Here is a 4,321-nt window from a genome sequence, read left to right on the forward strand (position 1 = left end):
GCATTGGGTCACCAGACACCGGAAGAATACGAGCAAACCTACTATCATGAAAATTCCGGCTCGTTACCCGGCGCTGCCGCCCACAAAACGGCGGCATGATTTCCGGGACGGTTCACAGTCCGGGCCCATCCGACAGGAAATGTGTGACAGTGTCAACACCGTATTGGGAGATCTTTAAGCGCCACTACAACCGTGACAGGAGCTCAGTCTTCTTGGCTTCGAACTCTGCAGTCGTCACGATGCCGGCGTCACGAAGTTGACCGAGTTGGCGAAGCTGGTCGAACACCGCATCGGATAAGCTGGCCACCGGCGCAGCCGGTACGGGAGTAGGTGAAGCAACCGATTCAAGTGCAGGCTGGCCAATTCGCGATTTGAAGACCTCAACGAACTTCTCAAAACCAGTTCGTTCGACGATCCATTTGAGGGTGACTTTATTCCCCGATGCGCAAAACGATACCTGGTAACCCATCGTCGTCTTCGATTGCTCGAACGAGAAGATATTGCCATAGGTGAAGGACTCGAGGTCGTAACCGCCCAGTTTCTTTGCATAGAAAATGACCCGCTGATCGGTAGCAAGCATGACACCAGACCGTACGCTGTCAGTGCCGAGGACTTTGGTCTCGTACGATCCCATGACAGCAGCACTCACCTGCTCCCCCGCCTGTAAATGCAGCCGTGCCTGAGCGATCAACTTCTCAATCTTGGCCATCATTCCCCACTTGATAGTCGTGTCCGTATTAGTTGAAGCTTACAGTCTGAGAGGACCATGACGGCTTGCCTGGTGTGCCCGACCATTCGCTCACCCCACTTGTCTCAGCACTCTGATGGTTGCCAAAAAGCTGAATTGATTACCTTTACCAGCCACCTCCTAGCCCTTACTACAACCATCTACAAGCCAGCCCCGGCTTTGATCCAATTCTGAAACGTGAGTCCGGTTGATCGAATCGCCTCAAAGGTATGGTGACACGTTTGCGTGATGCCCACTTTGGCTTCGAGAAAGCGAGCCTACCCCGGAAGGTTTCTAGATCCGAGGCGCTCTTTTCCATCCCGGGGATCGTTTGGGCGACAGGAACGAGATCCTCGCAAGCAGCCAAGGCACGATCCAGATGGGCGATACCCCACGCAGCCTAAGACTTTCGCGAGCACTTTAGATGAGGCACCACCGCACCCGTCCATGGGCAACAGCGTCATTTTGGGAGCAGGCGAATGTCAATGAAAGAAACAAAATCAACCAAGTGAAATTCCTTGCCGTCGGCACCGTTCTCTAGATTTCGGAGATCAGAGAGGCCCTGTAGTCAAGGTCTCGGTGATAACTCGGTGATCTTCGAACTGGCCTTTGCACGGAATTAGTTCGCATCGCCACTCACGACGACAAGGCCAGTCAGACAGACAAAACCTTCACAGTTCATCAACTTATCCAGTCTTGCCACGGCACATTTGATGAGTGGCCAACTTGACCAAAATGGAGACGCTTCCCTGCGCGCGAAAAGGCCAGCTACGCCAAACCAGCATGTTCGTGCTTCTCAATCACAACGGCGTTACCATTCGCGGTCACTGCAAACAAGAACGGTAGATACAGTGTTCCGCCCGCATTGCTCGCAGTCTCGGGGTCTAATGTCAGGTAGTCGAAATCCACTCCGATTACAGCGTTGCATCCGAGCGCGTACGCTTCTTCTTTCAACTCCGCTAGAGCGTTTCGCCTGATTTGCGATAGTCCTGACAACAGGTCTGCGCCGACATCCTTGTTCACGCCCCCAATCCAGCCGTGCTTTGGGCGGTCCATCGATACCGCATCATCTCCAGAAATGTAGCCGGAGTACTTGGTGATGGCGTAGCCCTCAAAGTTGAAACCTGAGCTAATGAGCATGTTCGACAAGGCGTGCTGCTTCGCTAGCTCAGCCTGTTCTGCTGTTGACCGTTCCAAAGCGAGGCGTTCCTGCTCCAGCGCAAATCGCGCCTTCTCTGCGTTCTGAACATGGTCCAGCTGCACCTGCTCTTGGGCCAGGTATTGCGTGTATACCTTCACCATCTCGCGCGTATTCACACTGTCCTCAACGGTCATGCCAGTAATCCCAGATTTCCATGGGAATCCTGACTTTTTTAGCCACCGATCGAAAGCGGCTGGGTCTAGCTTGTAAGTTTTTGCAACGTCCCGGGTCTTCACGCAAACTCCCTATCGTAGATACTTCACGGCATTCTGCTTGGTTGGGTCAACATCGAGATTTGGACATGCATCACGATAGCTGTCAGTCCGACCGCTTTCACACTATTGGAGCAATGAAACCACGGCGATAAGGCCGTTAGATCAACGGTCCTCCCCTATCCGCTATGCCAAGTTGTTTCCAGACGACCAGCCGGGCGACGTGAGCAGACCGGTCATCTCCAACGGCAAGAGTCCGTCGTCAAGGGAGCGCATCCGCTCGTAGAGTTTACGAAGAGCCATATTGTCGGGTAGATGTTTACTCGCGATGGATCGTTCTAGCACTGTCAGCGTCGTGATTATTTGCAGATGTCCTATCTGCTTTTCGAGGATCCTGCGACGGTCCAAACGCTTGGACTCGAGCGCAGCGAGTTGCTGACCCCCGCGATCATCTATGAGAACAGTGATGTCGCATCCTTGCTCAACTTGAGTGGCAGCGTGAGCCACCACCATCAGTTCCCCAAGATCCTTGCCGGTCTTCATTCGGTCCACCATGGGCATTTCGGCGATACGCTCGAAGTTGCCCTGGAACGGTCCAGTCATATCGTCACTGAGGATTGCCAATAATCTTTCTGGGAGCTTCCCAAGCACGTTTCGTGTGCGCTCAAACCGAGTATCGGTGCCAGCCTTACGAGTCATTTCTGCATGGACGGTCTCGGGAACGCAGAGGGGGCCGAGCGCCTCAAACAACATTCTCTCTTGATTCAGCGAGAAGAAGTTCAGACCAGGGCCCGCGTCAATGATCGGGCGGGCCGTCACTGTTCCTCGATTTCGGAGTTCACCTGTCTGTCGAGGTCGTCCAGAGCGTCAAGGAACGCCTGGTCTACCTCGACAGCAGGAAAGTCTTTGTCGCTCATGATTACAGCTTCCACGACCTTGGGTGCGATGCCAGCAGCATCCAGCTCTTCTTTGACCGCGGAAGCTGAGAGGCCTCTGATTGATGCCACTGTTTCGACGGTGACTATGTCCTCCACATATCCCCGAATCGCACGCGTCAGCAAGCGCTGCGGCGCACGGGTTTGGGATGAGTCGGCTTGAAGCGTTCGGTATTGGTCAAGCCACCCGAATTGTGTGGCCAGCCCCGGCGTGTGCAGGCCCATCCACTGGGCCTTGGTAGTCGAGTTGATGAATCCGGCGGAATCCATCGCGATCGCAGCAATGGCAGGGGACACGAGGAATGTTTGCACTACAGCCGACAAGTGAGACATCTGCAAGTCTCCTGGCGTGCAAGCCGCCAGAAACCATCGAAGTGAGTCTTCCGGTACAAGTAGGTGGCGAGCAAAAGCGTCGGCGCGCTGCTCTCTTCGCTCACGAGCAAGTGGCATCGGTTGGTCAAAGTCGACCCAGTCGCGGAATAAGGCATGGGAAAGTTCGTGAGCGAGCGTACTGCGTTGCCGCATTGGGTGGTCCGTTTTGGCTACGCCAATGAACGTCGCCCCACCCTTAGGGTCGAACATCGTAAGGCCGTGCTCCCCGCCTTTTGCCTCGACATCCAAGATGGCCACATCGATGTCCAAGCGCGTCTCTATGAGAGCCACCAAATCATTCAGGGGCCAAACCCCAAGCCCATGATCCGCCCGGAATTTAGAAGCAGCTAGTTTGCCCTCTTCCTCGGCTGAAGACATGGTCATGCCGGAATGGCCTGAGCGTCCAAATACGAGTTGAGGTCCGCGAATTCGATAAGTTTGTCGCGCATTTGCGTCATCTGAGCCCCATTGGTGGCGCGGGCTGCGCAAAACACTCGAGAAGCAGCGCCGGAGCCTGTCAGCTGAGATAGGGGAATACCCGTGACACGTGCAATGTCCACGAGCTCGTTAGCCTTTGCTACGCGGTCACCGACAACGATTCGAGAAAGAGTCGGTTGCGAAATTTCAGTCAAATCAGAAAGCTCCCGCTGAGTCAGGCCAGCCGCCTCATAAGCCACTTTCACACGACCCCCCACATTGATTGCACTCATCACAAACCTCCTTGAATCATTATCAGCTCTTGATTCAACTATATCACCGTGCGCAGCCACCAGGGCATACGAGTACAAGCCGCTGGCAAGCGTCAACCTACCAAGATCAACCTGGACTATGAACCGTCCCGGAAATCATGCCGCCGTTTTGTGGGCGGCAGCGT

Annotated in this window: 5 protein-coding genes; all 5 read right to left on the reverse strand. The window is 54.6% G+C overall.

The features are described from left to right. Window positions 1-184: 184 nt before the first annotated feature. The 5 genes from LOH53_RS16640 to LOH53_RS16660 all read right to left on the reverse strand — a co-directional run bounded on the left by LOH53_RS16640 (window position 185) and on the right by LOH53_RS16660 (window position 4,157). Complete coding sequence (locus tag LOH53_RS16640) at window positions 185-712, reverse strand: PH domain-containing protein (protein WP_230068880.1); 528 nt, start codon at window positions 710-712, stop codon at window positions 185-187. A 783-nt stretch (window positions 713-1,495) separates the two neighbouring features. Then, window positions 1,496-2,062: a YbjQ family protein gene (locus LOH53_RS16645; protein WP_230068881.1), complete on the reverse strand. Its 567-nt coding sequence runs from the start codon at window positions 2,060-2,062 to the stop codon at window positions 1,496-1,498. 264 nt (window positions 2,063-2,326) lie between these two features. Next, window positions 2,327-2,959: a PIN domain-containing protein gene (locus LOH53_RS16650; protein ID WP_230068882.1), complete on the reverse strand. Its 633-nt coding sequence runs from the start codon at window positions 2,957-2,959 to the stop codon at window positions 2,327-2,329. After that, window positions 2,956-3,831: an ImmA/IrrE family metallo-endopeptidase gene (locus LOH53_RS16655; protein ID WP_230068883.1), complete on the reverse strand. Its 876-nt coding sequence runs from the start codon at window positions 3,829-3,831 to the stop codon at window positions 2,956-2,958. Before LOH53_RS16655 ends, LOH53_RS16650 begins: the two co-directional genes overlap by 4 nt. Further along, the gene (locus LOH53_RS16660) at window positions 3,828-4,157 is read right to left on the reverse strand and encodes a helix-turn-helix domain-containing protein (RefSeq protein ID WP_230068884.1); all 330 of its coding nucleotides are present in this window, start codon (window positions 4,155-4,157) and stop codon (window positions 3,828-3,830) included. The genes LOH53_RS16655 and LOH53_RS16660 overlap by 4 nt, the downstream gene beginning before the upstream one ends. Between the last annotated feature and the right edge of the window lie 164 nt (window positions 4,158-4,321).

It is taken from the genome of Arthrobacter cryoconiti (genome assembly GCF_020905375.1).
Lineage (GTDB): Bacteria > Actinomycetota > Actinomycetes > Actinomycetales > Micrococcaceae > Specibacter > Specibacter cryoconiti.

Coding starts and splice junctions, on each gene's coding strand:
- LOH53_RS16640 (WP_230068880.1), bottom strand. CDS start 712: ATGATGGCCAAGATTGAGAAGTTGATCGCTCAGGCACGGCTGCATTTA.
- LOH53_RS16645 (WP_230068881.1), bottom strand. CDS start 2,062: ATGACCGTTGAGGACAGTGTGAATACGCGCGAGATGGTGAAGGTATAC.
- LOH53_RS16655 (WP_230068883.1), bottom strand. CDS start 3,831: ATGACCATGTCTTCAGCCGAGGAAGAGGGCAAACTAGCTGCTTCTAAA.
- LOH53_RS16660 (WP_230068884.1), bottom strand. CDS start 4,157: ATGAGTGCAATCAATGTGGGGGGTCGTGTGAAAGTGGCTTATGAGGCG.